Origin of the sequence: Streptomyces sp. NPDC059201 (assembly GCF_042754585.1) — a bacterium.
Classification (GTDB): Bacteria; Actinomycetota; Actinomycetes; order Streptomycetales; family Streptomycetaceae; genus Streptomyces.
Genome location: NZ_JBHZBB010000016.1, coordinates 42,257 through 59,894, shown reverse-complemented (window position 1 = coordinate 59,894; position 17,638 = coordinate 42,257). Strand labels below are relative to the sequence as shown.

Sequence of the window (17,638 nt, the reverse complement as noted above, 5' to 3'; positions counted from 1 at the left end):
GAACCACTCGCGAGGCCGCGCTCGGCGGCGTCCGGACAGGGGAGCAGGGGACATGACGGAGTCGGTCAGGAACGTGGCGGTCTTCTCCCTCGGCGGCACGATCGCCATGACCACCGATCCCACCACCGGAGGCGTCGTACCCGCGCTCTCCGCCCACGAACTCCTCGCCGCCGTACCCGCCCTGGCCACGAGCGGCATCAGCCTCAAGGTGCGGGACTTCCGCCGTCTGCCCGGCGCCTCCCTGACCTTCCAGGACCTCACCGCGCTGTCGGCCGCGATCGCGGCGGAGCTGGAGACCGGAGACGTCGACGGCGTCGTCATCACCCAGGGCACCGACACCATCGAGGAGACCGCCTTCCTCCTCGACCTCTACCACGGCCACGAGCAGCCGGTCGTCGTCACCGGCGCGATGCGCAACCCCACCCTCCCCGGCGCCGACGGTCCGGCCAACCTCTACGCCGCTGTCCTGGCCGCCGCCGACCCTGGACTCCGGGGCGCCGGCTGCCTCGTCGTCCTCGGCGACGAGATCCACTCGGCCCGGACCGTCCGCAAGTCCCACACCACCAGCCCAGCCGCCTTCACCTCCCCGTCGTGCGGACCGATCGCGCGGGTCGCGGAGAACCGGGTGCGGATTGCGGGCGGCCTACCGCCCCGCGGACCGCTCGTCGGAGCCCCCGACCGTGAGGCACGAGTCGGGCTCTACGTCGTCACCCTTGGCGACGACGGTGCACTGCTCGACCTGTGGGACGGAAGCTGCGACGGGCTCGTGGTCGCGGCCTTCGGCGTCGGCCACGTCCCGGAGCGTCTCGTGGAAGGGCTCACCAAGCTCGCGTCCCGCATCCCCGTGGTCCTTGCCTCCCGCATCGGCAACGGCCCCGTCCTGTCTGACACGTACGGCTTCCCCGGCTCGGAGAAGGACCTCCTCGGGCGAGGACTCATCGGCGCCGGCGACCTCGGCCCGTACCAGGCCCGGCTCCTGCTGCAGGCCCTGCTCGCCCAGGGCGCCGACGGGGCGGCGGTCCGAGAGACCTTCACCACCGCCTTCGCCCGCTGACCCCACCTCTTCAGGAGACACCCGCACATGCGTGCTCACCAGCTGACCGTAGGCCGTACCTTCGGCGTCACCTTCGACCACGGGGAGGACTTCTTCGAGGCGCTGTCCACCTTCTGCCGGGACAACGGCGTACGGCAGGGCTACATCCCCTCGTTCATCGGCGCCTTCGCGGCGGCCGAGATCGTAGGCGCCTGCGAGAAGCTCGCCGACCCGGACGCACCGGTCTGGGCGAAGACGTACGTCACCAACGTCGAGGCGTTCGGCGCCGGCACCCTCGCCCACGACCCGGCCACCGGCGGGATACTCCCGCACATCCACGTCTCCGCCGGCCTGAAGGCCCAGTCGGCCGACGGCAGGACGAGCCACCTCCTCAGCGCCAAGGTCCAGTTCCTCAGCGAGCTGATGGTCGTGGAGGTCACGTCGCCCCCGATGACCCGGCCCCGGAACCCCGACCTCTACGACGTCCCGCTGCTCACGTTCGGCTGACCGGCAGGAGCCGGCGGAGCCAGTGGTGGCCAGGCGCGATCACCCTGATCGCGTCCGCCAGCCAGGCGCATGCCGGAGCGTCGAGCAGCGGCAGCACCGCTTCGAAGTCGGTCTCGTCCTTGTCCCGGGTCGCCTTCGCCTTGTAGAAGAGCTGGACCTCGGGCGCGAGATACGGGATGCCCGTCTCGGTCGTGCGTCCGAGCCGGTCGATCGGGAGGCGGATCGCCGGGTCACGCCGCGAGACCCACTGGGTGCCCTCGGCCTCGTCCAGCATGAGCTGCACCGACCAGGGCTCCTTGGGTGTGCGGCGGCACCAGATGTCGTGGAGCGGCGGCCGAAGGACCTCTCCGGGACGCACGGCCGAAGCTCTCCCTGGCCGGGCGGGTCCGCCACGTGCAGGTCCCAGTCGGCCAGCAGGCCACGTACGAGGGCCTGGTCGCGCCGGAGGACGAGGACATCGAGATCGCCGTGTACGCGCAGCTCGCGGCCGACCGCGAGTTCGATCGCGTAGCCACCGGCGATCCACCACGGGAAGTCCGCCTTGGCGAAGACCGCAGCCACATCCTCGGGACGATCCGGCACCCAGCGTCCCAACACGTCAGCACTCACCCGTCCATACTCCCAGTGATCAGAGGGGTGGAGGCGAAGGCCAGCGGCGGGTCGACGGTCTCGCTGCAGGGCCCTGTCACCCCCGCCCGCACCCCCTGCGCTCATAAACGCCCATGAGCATCAGGGACACCGGCATCCATCGTTGAGCGCGTGACTCGCGACCGGCCTCGTGGCCGGTGCTTGAGCCACGATCCTTCCGGGGCCGCGTGTCCGAAGCCATGTGCTTCCTGCGGCCGTATGCCTCTCAGCGGCGTACTGGCCGTACTTCCGCGACCGCGTCGCAGCCCCGGGAGAAGGCCATCGCTGTCACCCACAGGAGGTCCGTCGCCCGATGATCAGCGCGCCATCCGCCGCTCTCGGCCTCGTGTACCGCTGGACCGACCGCACTCCCAACCCGACGGGCGAAGCCCGCGTGGTCCTGCGACGTGTCCTCAGGGAACTGGGGCTGTCCGGGGACGTCGTCAGTGACGGCGTCCTGGCCGTCTCGGAGCTCGTGGCGAACGCGCACGAGCACGCGTACGGCCCCTACGAGGTACACGTCCGCTCGGCCGCCGAGCGGTACATCTGCGAGATCCATGACGGGGACCCGCTCCTTCCCGGGGGCCTCTACCGAAGTGCCACGTCGTCGTCGGACGACGAACCGGCCGAGGAGGAGGGCGGGTTGCTCGTCGAGCGTGGCCGGGGTCTGCGCATCGTGAACGAGCTGGCCCAGGGGCAGTGGGGGTTCCACGTCACGGAACGTGGCGCCAAGGCCGCCTGGATCGCGCTGGCCCCGGCGTTGCCGGACCCGCCCGACGGGAGTGACGCGGACGGCACTCGGGCATCCCGGTCCGGGAACGAGTCGAAGCTCCGGCAGCTTGACAACACATCAGAATCCCACGACGGCAGCGGTCAGGCCCGCTTCCGGCAGGAATCGGCCACAGATGCTCCACGTGCCCGGTGTGGCGGAGCTCCTCCCCTCGCCGACATGTACGGTCCATCGAACAGCCTGGTGGCCAAGGGCACGGGGGAGTCTTGAATCTTCAGCACAAGGCAGGGAACTACGTCAACGCTTCGTGGACCATGGTGCGGCTGCGGGACCTGATCTACGACATGCTGGGTCTGCTGTTCACGGAGCTCAGCGCCCATGGCGGGATGGCGGGTGACGACAACGCCGGCCGGGCCTTCGCCGCCGTCTACAAGCCGGCCGTGAAGACCGTCTTCGAGGCGGCCGGTCTCGCCCACCAAGTGATGGCGAACGGAGCGGGCGCCATGCTCAAGGCCACCGAGGAGTTCCTCAAGCAGGAGAGCGCGATCGCCGCGTCCCTGCTCGGCCAGAGCGTGGCGCCCGACATCGGGGCGCAGCCGGCGAGGCCGGACTGCAATCCGCGCGCCAGCCACAACGCCGAGGATCTGCCCGAGGTCGTCGGCGAGACCAGCTGGACCGACCAGTACCTGCTCAGCTCGCGCTTCCACGGTCAGCGGGACAAGCTCCGCAAGACGTCCAACGCCTGGCGTTCGGCGGCGGGCATCCTGGACGACGCCTACTGGGACTCCGAAAGCGCCTGGCGCATTGCGACCGCCCAGCAGCTCGGCGAGACCGCCGCAGCCGTCCAGACCTTCTTCACCGTGTTCGTCGGTAAGACCCCGCCTCCCTCCGCGGTCGGCGAGGACGAGACCCTGATGGCGAACCTGCCGTCCGCCTGCCGGATGATCGCCCATGCCTGCGACGCGTACGCGGATCACATCGAAACGGCGCTGAAGCGGATCCCGGACGAGGAAAGCCCCCTCTTCGGCGAGCCGCTCGCCATCTGGGAGCGGCCGCTGTTCGGCGGCGAGGGACACGACGGCGGCCTGCACGAGCTCGTCACCGGCGACATGCGCATCGCGCGCCTGGGCAACATCCCGCCGGCGCTCGACAGCTCACAGGCCAAGGTCCCCATGCCGCAGCCGGACGGGGGCGGCTTCCTGCCCCTTCCGTCCCTGCCGCCCTTCCTCGCCCCGCTGATCCGAGTGCCCCTCGTGGTCCCCGTGGGCTACCGCCCGCCGAACGGCCCCCGCGTACAGCCGATGCCTCCGCCGACGCCGCCGGACCCGCGCTTCCCGCCCCTCACCGCTCCCGAGCAGCAGAACTTCCAGACGTGGTTGAACTCGCTGCGTGCCGGAGACGTGTCCGGCGGGAAGCCCGCCGAGGTCGCCTACCAGAGGCGGGTCGCCGGATACCCCGAGTACGAGGTCCCCATCCCGCTCGGCATCAGCGCCAACAGCACCCTGATGGTCGACGGCTTCCGTGACCGCGACGGCATGGCGATCGAGGCCAAGTACGTCAACAACCCGAACAAGCCGTGCTACCGCTCGCTCGACGAACTCCGCGCGAACCACCAGTCCGGCAAGAAGGACTTCCTGTACGACAAGGACCGCAAGGAGCTCACGAAGTACAACGCCGCTCTCAACGACCCGCGCAACAAGGAGATGCGGGGCGTGGAGACGGTCACCAACAACGCTGATTCCGTGGCCTACTGGCGCGTGATGATGGCGGCCTACGGCGTCAAGGGCTACGCCCGGTACGCACCCTGACCAACGGCAGCACACGATGAGGGAGCGAACGCGTGGACGCGTCCGAACTGGCCGAACTCCGCACCATGTACGTCTTCGGCCCCGCCGAGGGCTCCACATGGGGCCTGACCTACGAACTGATCGAGGCCAAGCTGCGCGAGCGGAAGACGGATGCGTTCACTCGCATCGACGAGGGAGACGAAGGTCCCGTTCGTGGGTCCGTCATGCACTTCGGCATCACGGTCGGTGAGGAGGAGCTGGAGGGCATGGCCAAGCTGTCCCCGGAAGGCATCGCCGTCGAGGACTGCACGGCCCATGCCGCAGCGGAGTTCGTCAAGTGGCTGTGGGGCGTCGTCCCGGACGGCAGCAGCATCACCTTCAACACGGAGTGGGGCCTCGAAGCCGACCTGCCCGACGAGCTCGTCCCCGACGTGCCCCGCCCCCGCCTCGTGGCCGCCTTCCTCGCTCATCTCGAAGCCACCGGCGGCCTGGACTGACAGCGAGCACACCCCTGGGGATCACGGCCACGTGAGCGACATGCGAAGGGCTTGGACACCATGAATGAGAAGACCTCCCGCGCCTCGGACGACGAGTCAAGTCGCGACGTCGGCCCTATGGGTGCGCCGGTCATCCTGAGCAACGAGCCCGGCTCGTTCGCCTGGAGTGTGCTGGCCAAGCGCCACCCTGCCCTCATCCAGCAGATGCGACACGCCTTCCCGTACGGCCGCCGGCAGCACGAGGCCCTCGACGCCCTGCTGGACGAGACCACCAACGGCGTCGTCGAGCCCCTGGCTCCAGGGGACAGCGACTGCGAGCGGTGGGCGGGCTGGGGGCTGCGCAGCGGGTTCTCCGCGTACTTGAACGCGTCGAAGCGCACGAACCGCACACCTCGGTCCCTGGCCAGCTCCCCTCGGAGGAGGTTGGCCACACCTGACTTGCCCGACCCCCATGGCCCCCACACGGCGATGTTCGTAGGTGTCGGAACGGAGCACACCAGGTGGTGCAGCTGTCCTGCGATATGGCCATGAGCGAGTCGGTCGCCTCGGCCGTCCTCGATCTCCCGATCCTGCACCAGGTCGTCCGACTCCAGCCGACCACCGCCCCCACCCGCCACGTTCACTCCGATCCCCGCGCACCCGCGTTACGGCAGTAGCTGACGCATGACACTGTCATATTCTCGAACCGTCACGCATGACGATAGACCTGGGCACTGGCAGTGGGCAGTGGTGGCGGAAGTTCGGCCGAACTGCGCGTACGGGTGTCTTTGCGGTGCGGTCCGGCGTCGTACGCAGCCGGCATCGGCGGCGGGCTGACCGGACGCGACGTGCACATCGCCGGCGTGGGCAATCCGTCCGCCCGCAACCAGGCCGCCAAGTGTGGTGCGCGGCGACGCTGCCGAGGATGGCCTTGCCGTGTTGCGTAGGTGAGGGCGTTTGTCAGTGGTCGTCGCTACGTTGCTGGGTGATGTCGCTCGATGAGGATGTGGTCGATCATGGGTGAGAAGCTCCGCCGCAACTACAGCAATGCCACCGTGGCGGCGTTGATGACACTGGCTCGTGGCGGCTGCTACGCGCCACGCTGTGGGGCTCCGACTGTGCGGATGATCGACGGGGAACCGGTGATGAACCTGGACATCGCCCACATCCGCGCCCTGAAGCCGGACGGTAAGCGCTTCGACCCGACCTGGACGGTGGACCAGCGGAACAGCTTTGCCAATCTGATTCTGCTGTGCAACGTCCACCACAAGCGGGTCGACGGAGCGGAGGGTGAGCGGTACACAGTTGCGCTGCTTGAAGAGTGGAAAGCCGAGCGTGAAGCGGATGGGCAGGAGGCGCTTGCGGGTCTTACGGGGCTCACGGAGCGGCGGCTGGTCGAGATGATCCATGAGGCGCAGGAAGCGTACGTCGAGCGGCTTGGCCCGCTCCTCGGGGCGATCGCGGAACGCATGCCAGAGCTGGCTTCGCTGGTGAGCCTGCTCCGCTCGGATCTGGACGAACTGCGTGGCATGCGTCCCGTGTCCCCGGACGCGGCGTGGATGCTGTACCAGGCAAGCCAAGGGCTCGGTCATTTGCAGGACAACGCTCCCTGGCTCCGCGAGGCGAGTGACGGTCTGCGACACCTTCAAGACAGTGCGCCTCTCCTGGCAGCGGCTGCGAACAGTCTGGCCCGGCTGGCAGATCTGCCAACGCAACTCGATTCAGCTGCCGGCGAGGTTCGCAGTGCCGCCGCCGCACTGTCCGACGCGCGTCGCTACTGACACCCCTGTCTCAATCCGCAGGCGGCGTCATCGAGTCCGGTTGCGACGCGGTTTGGCCAGTCACCCGTCCTTGCGTCCGAGCGGGGAGAGTATCTGCTCGCGGCGCGCAGGGTATGCGCTAGCCTGCGGGCAGGAATGGAGCCTGGGACGGTACCTGGGCCACCTCCAGTCGTTTTGAGGTACGGAGCGTCGGAAAGCGCCCTCGCCACCACCTCCTTCCCGCTTCCTGTGCACCTGTTCTGTCCGGCCGTCGTGTGCCGGACAGCCGAAAGGCGTTTCCTTGACTATCTACTCTCAGCACGCCGCTCGTGGAAAAACCCAGATCCTGGCGACCTACCAGGGTCCGGATGGCGTCGTGTCCAAGACCGTGACGAGTCTTGCCGAGCCTCCCCTCGCGGTTCCTGTCGTCGACGCCCTCAATCGGATCTCCGCCTTCGCTACCGTCCCTGTCAGCATCCACGACCGCCGGGAACGGCGTGTGGGCTACTACCCGCGCACCCACCTCGCCGCGCTGACCGACCCTGCCGCCCGCACCGCTCTTCTCGGCGGCGCCCACAGTCTGTGGTACGAGTACGTCTGCCTGCGGCTTCACCAGGCGCTCGCCGACCTGGAAAGTGTCGTGGCGGCTCTCCCCGACACGGTCAGTAGGGCGATCCGATCCGAACTGGAGGCAGAGAAGCACGGGTTGCAGACAGGACTCGCGGACTTCTCGGGAACTTCCTCAGAGGAAGAGCCGGAGACCGAGCGCTGCTGGGAGTTCGGGCACCCCTTCGTGAAGTTTGACGACGGGCTGGACACGCTGAGCGACGAGACGCGCGAGCAGCTCGACCGACGTGAATCGGGATTCACCTCGGAGGAACGGGGTATGGCGGTCGCCGCCCTCCGGGTGCTGGTCACCGCGCACTCTCAGGGCGGCGACGTGTTGGCTTCACTCGACGACCCCAGCTGTCGCCTCTTCGTGGAGCCGTACGACTCCGACGGCTTCTACCTGACGATCGAAGCGCCGGAACCAGGCGACGACGAAGCTTCGTGGGAGATCGAGGTCGGTCGTTGGGTGCCGGACGATCCCGAGGAGGAGCCGGGGAACCACACCAGCGCGACAGGCCATGCCAGGGTCTGCTGCGCCCTTCCGGTCGCGCCGACTGCCGATGAGATCGCTCACTTGCTGAAGTCCGTGGACGAGAAGCCGCTGCTGCTCGCCGAGTGGGCTGAGGCGCCTGCGGGAGCAGTGCTCGCAGGGACGGCGATGGTGGTGACCGAACGCTACGACTCGTGATCCGGGCCGGCAAGGAAGCCGTGACGCCAGCGTGATGGGCTGGGAACGGCCTCCACCTCATGCCGAGCGGATACTTCAGCCGTGGGCGTCACCCCGCGAGGGGACGGCCACGGCTGATCCGGCGTGCGTTGCCATCCGGATAGGCTGGGGTTGTCCTAGCGGAGGTTGGCGGACACCAACAAGGACAACCCGGACCGCCAGGTCCGACTGAGCTTCCTGGGCTGACCGAGTCGGTCGCGATCGTCCCGGGCCTCGGCTACGGCCCGCTGGGTGCCTGGCGGGTGGGGGGCTGGCTGGGGGCGCCGGTGTCCGTGGGGGTGGTCAGGTAGGGCCAGGCGACGGGTGGTGCGGGGTGGGTCGGGGTGGCCGGGTGGGTGGAGGGACGGAAGGGGGACCAGTCCGCGGAGGGCGGGGCGGTCGGGGCGGTCGGGGCGGCGAGGGTGGTGAGCGGTTCTCGGGGGGCCGTGTCGGGGTCGGCCTCGGTGCCGCGGCCCAGGTGGTTGAGGAGGTAGTTGAGGAGGACCGCCACCAGGCAGCCGGCGGTGATGCCCGAGCCGAGGACGGTGGCCGCCGGCGCGGGGAGGCGGTCGTAGAAGCCCGGGTCGAGGACGGGGAAGAGGCCGAAGGCGAGGGTGACGGAGACGATCAGGGCGTTGTGGCCGGTGCCGAGGGCGGCCTTGGCCAGGGTGCGGATGCCCGCGACGGCGACGGCGCCGAAGAAGACCACCCCCGCGCCGCCGAGGACGGGCAGGGGAACGAGGGCGACCAGGGATCCCAGGACCGGGACGAAGCCCATGAGGACGAGGACGGCGCCGCAGAGCGTGACGACGTAGCGGCTGCGGATCCGGCTGAGGGCGACCAGGCCGACGTTCTGCGCGTACGCCGTGCTGGTGAACGCGCCGAGGACGCCGCCGAGCGCCGTGGCCAGGCCGAGGGCGCGGAGGCTTCCGGCGATGGTCGAGTCCTGGGTCGGCCGCTCGGTCACGGCGCCCAGGGCCAGCAGGGAGGCGGTGGACTCCGTCATGGAGACGAGCATGACGACCACGGCGGTGGCGATCACGGTGGGAACGAACTGCGGCGCGCCGAACCCGAACGGCACGGGCAGGGCGAACAGCGGTGCCTGGGTGAGGGGGTCGAGGTCGACCTTGCCCAGCGGGACGGCGATCAGGGTGCCGGCCAGCATGCCGATGAGGACGGCGATCCGGCCGAGGAAGCGGCCGGAGAGCATCCGGTGGACGGCCAGGGTGATGGCGAGGGTCGCCGCCGCCAGGGTCAGGTCGGCGGGGGAGCCGAAGCCGGGGGCCTCGGGGTCGCCGCCGCGGGCCCAGGTGCCGGCGATCGGCAGCAGGGAGACGCCGACCAGGGTGATGACGCAGCCGCTGACGACCGGTGGGAAGAACCTGACCAGCCGGCAGAAGACGGGGGCGAGCAGGAGACAGAGGAGGCCGGCCACGAGCGTGGCGCCGAAGATCGCCGGGAGGGCGTCGTCACGCCCTTGGGCGGCGGCGGTGGCGAGCGCAGGCGAGACCACGGCGAACGAGACGCCGTTGACCAGCGGCAGCCTGGCGCCGACGCCGAAGACGCCGAGGGTCTGGGCGATGGTGCCGAGTCCCGCGATCAGCAGACCCGCGGCCAGCAGCGCGGAGAGCTGAGGCGCGGTCAGGCCCAGGGCGCTGCCGATGATCAGCGGTGGGGCGGTCAGGCCCGCGTACATGCCGGCCACGTGCTGGAGGGCGGCGGGCAGCAGGCGGCGGGCGGGAAGGATCTCGTCGACCGGATGCGGAGACGTTTCCGGGGTGCGGGCGGAGGCGCGGGCGGCGGTACGGGCAGCGTTACGGGCTGAGTTGCGGGCGGCGTTACGGGCTGAGGTACGGACGGAGGCGCGGGGCAACAAGGCAGGTCCTCGGGACACCGCCCGCGGGCAGGGACTGCCGAGGGCGTGCGGGCAAGGGTGACCGGCGCCGGGGGACGGCCCGAACCGGGGCTGGCCGGCGGATCGCGCTGCATGGGGTGGGCAGCAACCGACACCGCTGGTTTCGCATCACGGAAATACTTTTCCGTTGTGGACGGGACGGGACTCTAGGACCCCCTTCACCCCTCGTCAACTCCCCCAAGCGGGCGCTGTAGTTCGCACCGGATTCTGGAGGATCCGCCAGTAGCCGCAGGCTCCGACCGGCGTCCCCGCACGGCCCCTTTCCGTAAACCGCGAGGTCACGGGCGCCCTCGCTCTCGGGAGATCCGACAAAGGCACCGGCTCCGCACCGGCGGGGCCCGTGTCGCGGACTCCCGGGCCCTTGGCCGGAGCCCGCCCGCTCCCTACGGTGTCCCGCTATGCCACCCGCAGACGATCCGTACTCCCTGCCCCCCTTCGCCCCCGCCCGCGCCACGGCGATGCGTACGCACCTCGGCCTGACGCTCGGACAGGTCGCCTGGGCCGTCGCCGCCTACCGCGGTTCCCCGCTCCACCCCGACCTGGTCGGCGCCTGGGAAGCCGGCACCGCCGTGCCCGACAGCGCCCAGGTGCAGGCCCTCGCGGCCGCCCTGTGGTGCTCCCCGGCCGACCTCGTCGGGGAGGCGACCACCCTGGCCCAGTGCCGTACCGTCGCCGGACTCACCGTCAACGAGACCGCGACGGCGCTCGGCATCACCCGCGGCCGGTGGGAGGAGGCCGAACGGCGGAACCGCTGGCAGGGCACACCCGCCCAGACCGCGGCCCTCCTGAGGACCCTGTGCCCGCCGCCCGCCTGCTTCGTCGCCGCCTGCGGCACGGCCGCCCAGCTCCGGGTACTGCTCCGTGAGGCCGTCACCACCTGGTGGCCCCACTACGTGGGTCCCCTCACGCGCATCGTGCCGCTCGACCCTGCCGTGCTGCGCCACGCCCTAGAACGCCTCCACCTCGTCTACCAGCGGCTGGAGGGTGCGACGGGCGGGCCTCCCCGCCAGGCGGCCGAGGCACGGGCCGCCGACTTCCTCGAACGCATCGACCTGTACCTCTGGCACCAGCTCCGCGAGGCACTGCGCCCGGCCCAGGAACCGCCCCGGGAACCGGGCCAGGAACCGGCCCAGGCACCGCCCCGGGAACGGGGCCGTTCCACCCCTTGACACCCGACCCCCACCGTGAGGAACTGTTCCGACTCCGCCGGACGGAGTGGCACCGCGCGCATCCCGGACAGATGCGCGGCGGCCGGCCGAAGAACCGCGGGACCCCCGGGACACGAACCCCCTCCTGCCTCCCCTTCGGATCCCCACTCCCCGCTCTCCGGCGCGCCACGGCCACGCAGGCCGGTGGCCTCCAGCCGCCCGCACCCCTGCCGCGCCGACCGCACCACCGCCGCGCCTTCCGTACCGCACGTACCGCCGTTCCACCCGTACCCGTACTCGTACAGCAGAGCCGCGCGTTCGCACGCCGCGCGTCGGTACGTCCTTCCCATCCGCACCCCGCAGGGCCGCGCGTCCCCGACGCCGGCTCTCCCTTAGGGCTGCCCGCGTCCCCCCGGGACCGCCGCGGCCAGGAGACACGTCATGCCGGAAACCCACCCCGCCTCGGACCCGTCGAAGGCCGAAGGCGAGCCCGGTCCCCGCCCCGGGACCCCCGAAAGACCCGAAGCCGGGGGCACCCACCCGGTCGACCAGATGCTGCCCCCGCTGAAGCTCTTCAGTGCCGGTCTCCAGCACGTCGCGGCCATGTACGCCGGCGTCGTCGCACCACCGCTGGTGGTCGGCATCGGCGTCGGACTGTCCACGGCGGACATCGCGTTCCTGATGAGCGCCAGCCTGTTCACCTCCGGGATAGCCACGCTGCTCCAGACCCTCGGCTTCTGGAAGGTCGGCGCACGGCTGCCGTTCGTCAACGGCGTCTCCTTCGCCGGTGTCGCCCCCATGCTGGCGATCGCGAAGGCCGAAGGCCCCGAGGACGCCCTGCCCGTCATCTACGGCGCCGTGATCGTCGCCGGAGTCTTCGGCTTCCTCCTCGCCCCCTTCTTCTGCAAGCTGATCCGCTTCTTCCCGCCCGTCGTCACCGGGACGGTCATCACCCTCATCGGCGTGTCCCTGCTGCCGGTCGCCTTCAACTGGTCCCAGGGCGGGAACCCGCAGGCACCGGAGTACGGCAGCCTCAAGTACATCGGCCTGGCCACCGTCACCCTGCTGATCACCGTGGCCCTGCGCAGGCTGCTGCGGGGCTTCCTCAAGCAGATCTCGATCCTGCTGGGACTGATCGCCGGAACCCTGATCTCACTGCCGCTGGGCGTCGCCGACTTCAGCGCCGTCGGCGACGCCGACATCATCGGCATCCCCACCCCGTTCCACTTCGGCGCACCGCAGTTCGCGGCCGCGGCGATCATCTCCATGTGCATCGTGATGCTCGTGTCGATGACCGAGTCCACCGCCGACGTCCTGGCCCTCGGTGAGATCGTCGAGCGGCCGGCCGACGAGAAGACCCTCGCGGCGGCCCTGCGCGCCGACGGTCTCGGCACGGCCCTCAGCCCCCTCTTCAACGGCTTCGCCGCCAGCGCCTTCGCGCAGAACGTCGGTCTGGTCGCCATCACCAAGGTCCGCAGCCGCTTCGTCGTCGCCGCGGCGGGCGGCATCCTCCTCCTGCTCGGCCTCTGCCCGCTCCTCGCCGCCGTCGTCGCGCTCATCCCGCAGCCCGTCCTCGGCGGCGTCGGCATCGCCCTCTTCGGCACGGTCGCCGCCAGCGGCATCCAGACCCTCGCCGGAGCCGCCCTGGAGCGCGGCGACAACGTCCTCATCGTCGCCATCTCCCTCGGCGCCGGCATCATCCCGATCGCCGCGCCGAACTTCTACCACGCGTTCCCCGAGGGCGCCCGCATCGTCCTCGACTCCGGCATCAGCACCGGCTGCGTCGTCGCCGTCCTGCTCAACCTCGCCTTCAACCACCTCGGCCGCCGGTCCGACCCCGCCCCGGAAGCCGTACCCGCACCGACCGCCCACCACTGACGGCCCGGACCGGCCCCTCCCGCGCGATCAGCGGGAGGGGCCGGCCGCCGTGGGTCCGAAGGGACCGTCCTGGTGAGGTCCTGGTCCTCTCCGGAAGGGGCCCTTCGTCCCTTGATGCGGAAATCGCCCGATCGGACATTTATGGGATGAAGAACAAGCAGCGGGCCCGTCACCGCTCGGAAGAGCTGCCGGTATCACCGCTGGACATCAGGACCGGGGCGCCGCGATGGATCGGCCGCCCGTCAACCAAGCAGGCTGTGGCCCTCGTGCTCGCCTACCTCGTCTACTACCTGGCCGTGGGGTGGGTGGTCGCCCGCTTCGCCGGGGACCGGATCGTCGAAGGCGACGTGCTGGCCACCGCCGCGAGCATCTTCTTCGGGCTGGTCCTGCCGGTCGGGATCGGTGCCCTCACCCTCGTCGGCCTCACCCGCGCCCTGGGCTGGACCCGGAGCGTCTTCGGCCGCCGCGCCGACCGGGGGCCACGGTGGATGTGGCTCGCCCCGGCCCTCGTCTGCCTGGCGATCGCGGGGCACGTCGGGACGATCGAGTGGAGCTCCTGGACGGCGGGGCGGATCGCCGCGCTCGCGGTGGCGGGCCTGTGCATCGGTCTCGCCGAGGAGCTGATCACGCGGGGCCTGGTCGTGAAGGTGCTGCGCGACGCCCGTCACAGCGAGCGGTACGTGATGGTCGCCTCGTCCGTCCTCTTCGCGGCCATGCACTCGGTCAACCTGCTGTCCGGCATGACGCCCGGCACGGTGGCGGCCACCGTCGTCTACACCTTCGGTTTCGGCACGTGCATGTACCTCACGATGCGGGTCACCGGTTCGATCTGGGTGGCGATCGTCCTGCACGCGCTGACCGACCCGACCACCTTCCTCGCCACCGGCGGGGTGGACGAGGGGGCGGTGTCCCAGGGCGGGCTGTGGTCGGCCGTCACCGCGGGCAGCACGTTCCTCATGGTCGCCCTCGCCGTCGTGGCCGTCCTCCTCGTCAAGGGCCGCCGCTCCCGACCGAGTTCGACCTGACCGACCCCGACACCGGCACCGGCACCGCGAGGGGAACAAGCATCAGTCCGTGATCGAGGCCCGGAAGCGGTACCGGTCTCCCCGGTACGTCGCCACCGTCAGCTCCAGCGGACGGGCGTCCTGGTTGAAGGCGAGCTGGGTGGCGACCAGTACGGGCGTGCTGTCGGTGATGTCCAGCAGCCGCCGTTCCGCGTCGGTGGGCTGCCGGGCCTCGACGGAGTAGTCGGCGACGCGCGGCAGTTGGGGCGGGGTCGCGCGGCGCAGGGTCGCGTAGAGGGACGCGGTCGTGAAGTCGGTGTCGGCGAGCGGCGGGCACAGCCCGAGCGGGAGCCGGTTGTGCTCGACGACGACGACCAGTCCGTCGAGGAAGCGCAGGCGCCGCATCTCGAACAGGGGGCTGCCCGGCCCCATCCGCAGCTCCTCGGCCTCCTGAAGGGTCGCCGGCCGTACCGCCGACTCCAGGACCGTCGTGCGGGTCGACAGCCCGTGCTTGAGGGCGTAGTCCGCGAACCCCTGCACCGTGCGGCCGCCGGGCGTGGTCGCCGGGGTGGCGTCGGGCGCGGACGGGCCGCCCATGCGGGTCTCCCTGACGAACCAGCCGCGCGCGGGCGCTGACTCGATGAGCCCGCGGGAGCCCAGCTCGTTCAGTGCCGCGCGCATGGTGACGCGCGAGACCTCGTACCGGCCGGCCAGCGCCCGCTCGGAGGGCAGGCGGTCGCCGGCCCGCGCGCCGTCGGCCGTGATGTCGTCGAAGAGGCGCGTGGCGATCTGCGCGTAGAGGGGAAGGGCGTCGTCGCTGAGCAGGCCCTGAGGCAGGCGGGGCTCGTCCGGAGAAGGCATACCAGTAGCATACCAATAACATACCGTTGACGTCCAACAGGCTGACCAGTATCGTTCCGCGCAGGGTGAGCCGAACGGCCCATCCACCCCCAAAACCTGTCAGAACCGACAGAAACCTGGAGTGGACATGTGGAGCCCGAGTCCGTTGGACGCCGTGGTGCGAGGGCAGAAGGCCGGTGAGCCACGGGGTATCGCGTCCGTCTGCTCCGCGCACCCGCTGGTGATCGAGGCGGCCGTGCTGCAGGCGCTCGACAGCGGCGCGCACCTGCTGGTCGAGGCCACCTCGAACCAGGTGGACCAGTACGGCGGTTACACGGGCATGCTTCCCGCGGACTTCCGGGACCTGGTCCACGGGATCGCCGCCGCCCACCACCTGCCCGCCGACCGGATCGTCCTCGGCGGCGACCACCTCGGCCCGCAGCGGTGGCGCTCGCTGTCGCCCGACGAGGCCATGGCGGAGGCCGACACCCTCGTCGACGCCTACGTCCGGGCCGGATTCACCAAGATCCACCTCGATTGCAGCTTCCCCTGCGCCGGCGACCCCACCCCCCTGACCGACGACATCGTCGCCGAGCGGGCCGCGCGCCTGGTGCGCACCGCGGAAGCCGCGGCCGGAGCCGGAGCCGGCCGGATCCGGTACGTCATCGGCACCGAAGTGCCCGTCCCGGGAGGCGCGCACGAGACCCTGGACGAGGTGGCTCCCACCACGGCCGGATCGGCCCGGCTCACCCTGGAGCGCCACCGCGCCGCCTTCGCGGCCCAGGGGCTCTCCGACGTGTGGCCGAGGATCGTGGCCCTGGTGGTCCAGCCCGGAGTGGAGTTCGACCACCTCCAGGTCATCGACTACCGCCGTGAGCGGACCGCCGACCTGCGCACCGTGCTCGACGACGAGCCGGACATGGTCTTCGAGGCCCACTCCACCGACTACCAGACCGAGACCGCCCTCACCGCGCTGGTGGAGGACCACTGGGCCGTCCTCAAGGTGGGCCCCGGCCTCACCTTCGCGCTGCGCGAGGCGCTGTTCGCCCTCGCCGCGATCGAGATCGAACTGGTGTCCGATGGGCGCCGTTCGCGCCTCGTCGAGATCACCGAGGAGCGGATGCGCGCCGAGCCCACCTGGTGGCGGAGCTACTACGAGGGCGACGCCGACGACCAGCGCCTGGCCCGGCGCTACAGCTACAGCGACCGGATGCGCTACTACTGGCCCGACCCCGAGATCGCCGCCGCGCAGCAGCGCCTCTTCGACAACCTGTCCGCTCTGGACATCCCCCATCCCCTGCTCAGCGCGCACCTGCCCGAGCAGTACCGGCGCGTGCGCGCCGGCGGGCTCGCCCCCACGCCCGAGGCGCTGGTCATCGACCGCGTCCGCGACGTCCTGCGGGAGTACGACCGCGCATGCGCCGCCCACGAGAAGGAGTACGTGTGAACACCCCGCTCAGCACCCTGCCCGCCGACACCGGCGCGGAGCACACGGTCGCCGAGATCGCCCAGCAGCCCGCCCTGTGGCGGGAGGTCGGCCGTATCGTCGCCACCGGGCGCACGGCGCTGGACGCCTTCCTCGGACCGGTCCTCTCCGCGCCGGACGCGCGGATCGTGCTGACCGGCGCCGGCACCTCGGGCTTCGCCGGAGAGGTGCTCCGCACCGGACTGAGCCGCCACCTCGGACGCCGCGTCGACGCCGTCGCGACCACCGACATCGTCGCCGACCCGCACGGCAGCTTCACCGAGGACGTGCCCACCCTCCTGGTCTCCTTCGCCAGATCCGGCGACAGCCCGGAGAGCACGGCCGCGGCCGACCTCGCGGAGCGCTGCCTGACCCGGGTCGCCCACCTGGTCATCACCTGCAACAGCGAAGGACGTCTGGCCCGCGAGCACGCCGGGCGCCCGTCGTCGTACGTGCTCCTGATGCCGCCGGAGGCCAACGACCGCGGCTTCGCGATGACGTCCAGCTTCACGTGCATGCTGCTCGCCGCCCTCCTCGCCCTCGGCCCCGCCTCCGCCGCCGCGTCGGTGGCCGGGCTCGCGGCCGTCGCGGAGAGGATCACCGACGGCGGTCTCGACGCCGCCGTGGACTCCCTGCTCGCCCGGGCCCCCGAGCGCCTGGTCTACCTCGGCGGCGGCACCCTGAAGGGACTCGCCGGGGAATCCGCGCTCAAGCTGCTCGAACTGACCGGCGGCGCGGTCGTCGCGACCGCCGACACCCCGCTCGGCTTCCGGCACGGACCCAAGGCGGTGCTCAACGACCGCACCGCGGTGGTCGTGTACGTGTCGAACGACGCGTACACGCGCAAGTACGACCTGGACATCGTCGCCGAACTCCGCGCGGCGCTGCCGCCGGGCAACGTGGTCGCCGTCTCCGCCCGCCCCGACGGCCTTCCCGCGGACGGCACCTGGCTGGTGCCCGTGCAGCCGGGCACCGACGACACGGCCTTCGCCCTGCCCGCCGTGGTGTGCGCACAGCTCATCGCCCTGCGCGCCTCCCTCTCCCGGGGCATCCGACCCGACAACCCGTTCCCCTCGGGCGAGGTCAACCGCGTGGTGCAGGGCGTGACCGTGCACCCGCTCCCGACCCGCTGACCCCACCCGCCGCACAGCGT

Annotated in this window: 15 protein-coding genes and 3 pseudogenes; 14 read left to right on the top strand and 4 right to left on the bottom strand. The window is 71.0% G+C overall.

The window, feature by feature from the left end; translation table 11 throughout:
• Nucleotides 1-52 precede the first annotated feature (52 nt).
• The gene (locus tag ACFXMG_RS35865) at nt 53-1,054 is read left to right on the top strand and encodes an asparaginase (protein ID WP_383820911.1); all 1,002 of its coding nucleotides are present in this window, start codon (nt 53-55) and stop codon (nt 1,052-1,054) included.
• A 27-nt stretch (nt 1,055-1,081) separates the two neighbouring features.
• The gene (locus ACFXMG_RS35860; RefSeq protein ID WP_383820913.1) at nt 1,082-1,540 is read left to right on the top strand and encodes a PPC domain-containing DNA-binding protein; all 459 of its coding nucleotides are present in this window, start codon (nt 1,082-1,084) and stop codon (nt 1,538-1,540) included.
• Here ACFXMG_RS35860 and ACFXMG_RS35855 read toward each other — a convergent pair.
• Nucleotides 1,527-2,149, bottom strand: a pseudogene (locus ACFXMG_RS35855) (nucleotidyltransferase domain-containing protein). The gene ACFXMG_RS35860 and the pseudogene ACFXMG_RS35855 overlap by 14 nt on opposite strands.
• 331 nt (nt 2,150-2,480) lie before the next feature.
• Between ACFXMG_RS35855 and ACFXMG_RS35850 the strand changes: the two are divergent.
• The 4 genes and pseudogenes from ACFXMG_RS35850 to ACFXMG_RS35835 form a co-directional block, all read left to right on the top strand.
• Nucleotides 2,481-3,167, top strand: a complete 687-nt coding sequence (locus ACFXMG_RS35850) for an ATP-binding protein (RefSeq protein ID WP_383820916.1) — start codon at nt 2,481-2,483, stop codon at nt 3,165-3,167.
• A complete protein-coding gene (locus ACFXMG_RS35845; protein ID WP_383820918.1) occupies nt 3,164-4,705 on the top strand; it encodes a restriction endonuclease fold toxin-2 domain-containing protein in 1,542 nt (513 codons plus the stop codon). The genes ACFXMG_RS35850 and ACFXMG_RS35845 overlap by 4 nt, the downstream gene beginning before the upstream one ends.
• Before the next feature lie 32 nt (nt 4,706-4,737).
• Nucleotides 4,738-5,181, top strand: a complete 444-nt coding sequence (locus ACFXMG_RS35840; RefSeq protein ID WP_383820921.1) for a hypothetical protein — start codon at nt 4,738-4,740, stop codon at nt 5,179-5,181.
• 60 nt (nt 5,182-5,241) lie between these two features.
• A pseudogene (locus tag ACFXMG_RS35835) lies at nt 5,242-5,517 on the top strand (hypothetical protein); the annotation flags it as partial.
• Nucleotides 5,518-5,543: 26 nt separating this feature from the next.
• On the opposite strand, the pseudogene ACFXMG_RS35830 reads toward ACFXMG_RS35835, so the two are convergent.
• Nucleotides 5,544-5,756 (bottom strand): annotated as a pseudogene (locus tag ACFXMG_RS35830) (P-loop NTPase fold protein); the annotation flags it as partial.
• Here ACFXMG_RS35830 and ACFXMG_RS35825 point away from each other — a divergent pair.
• From ACFXMG_RS35825 to ACFXMG_RS35815, 3 genes are all read left to right on the top strand, one after another.
• Entirely contained in the window at nt 5,709-5,837 is a 129-nt protein-coding gene (locus ACFXMG_RS35825) for a hypothetical protein (RefSeq protein ID WP_383820923.1), read from the top strand. The pseudogene ACFXMG_RS35830 and the gene ACFXMG_RS35825 sit on opposite strands and share 48 nt — an antisense overlap.
• A 339-nt stretch (nt 5,838-6,176) precedes the next feature.
• Nucleotides 6,177-6,941 (top strand): hypothetical protein, encoded by a 765-nt coding sequence (locus ACFXMG_RS35820; RefSeq protein WP_383820925.1) that lies wholly within the window; start codon nt 6,177-6,179, stop codon nt 6,939-6,941.
• Nucleotides 6,942-7,296: 355 nt separating this feature from the next.
• On the top strand, nt 7,297-8,217 hold the full coding sequence (locus tag ACFXMG_RS35815; RefSeq protein WP_383820927.1) for a hypothetical protein: 921 nt from the start codon (nt 7,297-7,299) through the stop codon (nt 8,215-8,217).
• A gap of 256 nt (nt 8,218-8,473) precedes the next feature.
• Here the strand turns inward: ACFXMG_RS35815 and ACFXMG_RS35810 are convergent, their stop codons facing one another.
• On the bottom strand, nt 8,474-10,108 hold the full coding sequence (locus ACFXMG_RS35810) for a nucleobase:cation symporter-2 family protein (protein ID WP_383821036.1): 1,635 nt from the start codon (nt 10,106-10,108) through the stop codon (nt 8,474-8,476).
• Between the two features lie 440 nt (nt 10,109-10,548).
• Between ACFXMG_RS35810 and ACFXMG_RS35805 the strand changes: the two genes are divergently transcribed.
• From ACFXMG_RS35805 to ACFXMG_RS35795, 3 genes are all read left to right on the top strand, one after another.
• Nucleotides 10,549-11,319 carry an XRE family transcriptional regulator gene (locus ACFXMG_RS35805; protein ID WP_383820929.1) on the top strand — a complete coding sequence of 257 codons (771 nt, stop codon included), beginning with the start codon at nt 10,549-10,551 and terminating at the stop codon, nt 11,317-11,319.
• A 420-nt stretch (nt 11,320-11,739) separates the two neighbouring features.
• The gene (locus ACFXMG_RS35800; RefSeq protein ID WP_383820932.1) at nt 11,740-13,176 is read left to right on the top strand and encodes a nucleobase:cation symporter-2 family protein; all 1,437 of its coding nucleotides are present in this window, start codon (nt 11,740-11,742) and stop codon (nt 13,174-13,176) included.
• A 146-nt stretch (nt 13,177-13,322) separates the two neighbouring features.
• Nucleotides 13,323-14,201 (top strand): CPBP family intramembrane glutamic endopeptidase, encoded by an 879-nt coding sequence (locus tag ACFXMG_RS35795; protein WP_383820934.1) that lies wholly within the window; start codon nt 13,323-13,325, stop codon nt 14,199-14,201.
• A gap of 42 nt (nt 14,202-14,243) precedes the next feature.
• On the opposite strand, the gene ACFXMG_RS35790 is transcribed toward ACFXMG_RS35795, so the two are convergent.
• Nucleotides 14,244-15,041 carry a GntR family transcriptional regulator gene (locus ACFXMG_RS35790; RefSeq protein WP_383820937.1) on the bottom strand — a complete coding sequence of 266 codons (798 nt, stop codon included), beginning with the start codon at nt 15,039-15,041 and terminating at the stop codon, nt 14,244-14,246.
• 154 nt (nt 15,042-15,195) lie between these two features.
• Here ACFXMG_RS35790 and ACFXMG_RS35785 point away from each other — a divergent pair, with 154 nt between their 5' ends.
• The gene (locus tag ACFXMG_RS35785; RefSeq protein WP_383820941.1) at nt 15,196-16,467 is read left to right on the top strand and encodes a D-tagatose-bisphosphate aldolase, class II, non-catalytic subunit; all 1,272 of its coding nucleotides are present in this window, start codon (nt 15,196-15,198) and stop codon (nt 16,465-16,467) included.
• Nucleotides 16,464-17,618: an SIS domain-containing protein gene (locus ACFXMG_RS35780; RefSeq protein ID WP_383820943.1), complete on the top strand. Its 1,155-nt coding sequence runs from the start codon at nt 16,464-16,466 to the stop codon at nt 17,616-17,618. Before ACFXMG_RS35785 ends, ACFXMG_RS35780 begins: the two co-directional genes overlap by 4 nt.
• Nucleotides 17,619-17,638: the final 20 nt, after the last annotated feature.